This is a genomic window from Marinicrinis lubricantis (genome assembly GCF_042658665.1).
Taxonomy (GTDB): domain Bacteria; phylum Bacillota; class Bacilli; order Paenibacillales; family KCTC-33676; genus Marinicrinis; species Marinicrinis lubricantis.
Genome location: NZ_JBHSQV010000083.1, coordinates 1 through 1,939, shown reverse-complemented (window position 1 = coordinate 1,939; position 1,939 = coordinate 1). Strand labels below are relative to the sequence as shown.

At 37.0% G+C, this 1,939-nt stretch carries 1 pseudogene; it reads right to left on the bottom strand.

What is annotated here, in order from left to right:
- Positions 1-1,814: pseudogene (locus ACFPXP_RS08155) on the bottom strand (Tn3 family transposase); the annotation flags it as partial.
- Positions 1,815-1,939: the final 125 nt, after the last annotated feature.

Here is a 1,939-nt window from a genome sequence, read left to right as displayed (position 1 = left end):
GCCATTTTGCTTAAACCAATATTCATTCCCATTCCTAAAAGAGCAGCCATAATAATAATTGTTTCTTCTTTATCCGGTTTTCGATTATTGGAAGCATGAATAAATTGCTCATGAAATCCTGTTATATAAGCAATATCCATCAGTAAATCGGTTAATTTTATTCTTGGTAGCATCTGATACAGGCTTGCACTAAATTTTTTTGCTTCTTCTGGAACATCTTTTTCTAAGCGTGCAATTGACAGCTTTCCTTTTTCAAGAGAAACCCCGTCTAACTTGTTGGAATTGGTAGCTAACCACTTTAACCTTTTGTTAAGGCTGCTGGTTCTCTCCGTCATATAATCCTCGAATGATAAACTAACTGATAATCTTGTATTCTCCTTCGTTTGATTCCATGTATCTTCTGAAAACAAATATTCTTCAAAGTCTCTATATTGTCTGCTGCCAACAATGGAAACATCTCCTGCCCTAACATGCTCCCGAAGTTCTGTTAAAACAGCCATTTCATAGTAATGACGATTGATTGTTGTACCATCATCCTCGTATAAATGCTTTTTCCAACGTTTTGAAATAAAATCCACAGGTGAGTTATCAGGCACTTTTCGCTTTCCGGATTCGTTCATTCCACGGATAATCTCAACAGCTTGTAAAAGTGGCTCATTTGCTTTTGTAGAATGAAATTCCAATACCCTTAATAGCGTTGGCGTATATTTTCTAAGTGAATAAAATCGTTTTTGCAGTAAGTCTAAATAATCATAGTCGGCAGGGCGTGCAAGCTCCTGAGCTTCTTCGACCGAAGAGACAAAAGAATTCCATTCGATAACGGATTCTAAAACCTCAAAAACGTCTAATTTTTCCTTTTTTGCTTTGATTAAAGCTTGTCCGATGTTCGTAAAGTGTATAACTTTCTCATTCAGCTTTTTACCGTTTTGTTTCTGAATTTCCTCTTGAGCCTTACGGCCTTTTGATAACAGACTAAGTATTTGTCTATCATGAATTTCAAAAGCTTTATCCGTTAACTCTTGAGTAAGATGTAATAAATAGACGGTTAATATCGAATATCGCTTATTTTCTTGAAAGTCACGGAATGCATATGGCTCATATCTTGAGCCTAAGCGAGATAGTTGTAACAGGCGATTGCGATGCAAATGACTAATTTGTACCGTTTCTAATTCCATTCCTCGTATGTATTCGAGTCGTTCTATTACTTTTAGAAATGTTTCGGGTGAAGGATGACCCGGCGGTTCCTTTAACCAACCCAATATCGTTTTATTGGATTCGGATGGATGCTGCGAAGTAATGATCTCTTCAAGCTTTCCTTTTTGTTCATTTGTAAGAGATTGACTAACAGTATTAAACAGTTTCTTTTCAGCCATTGCCCTTGCCTCCCACACCATTCTTTCAAGTGTAGTAATAGCAGGCAGTATGATTTTGTTTTTTCTTAGAAAATCTATACATTCATGTAGTAGATGTATGGCATCGCCATTTTCAAAAGCTAATTGATGAAGATGCTTAAATGCTATTCGATATTCTCTTAGAGTAAAAGTTACAAAGTCGTATTCACTTCGAAGTTCTTTCAAATGATCCCAAAGTGTATTTTCTCTTTGAGGATAAAGACTAATCGAAGATGGAGTGGCACCGATTTGTTTCGATATATAATGTATGACTGATTCCGGGATGCTTTTGATATGAGTGTATGGCCAACCGGGATACCGAAGAACAGCTAATTGAACAGCAAACCCTAAACGGTTTTCTTCTCTCCTTCGCTTATTAACTATTTCTAAATCCCGTTTGGAAAAAGTGAAGTAGGTCCCCAAGGGACTGTCAAATATTTTGTGTAAACTCTATTAATCAATGATATAAGGGGTGACGCGCTCCTCGAAATGAATGGATAGTTGGAGGATGATTTGCCCCCAGCCTTGAATACGCCCCGTCCATTTCT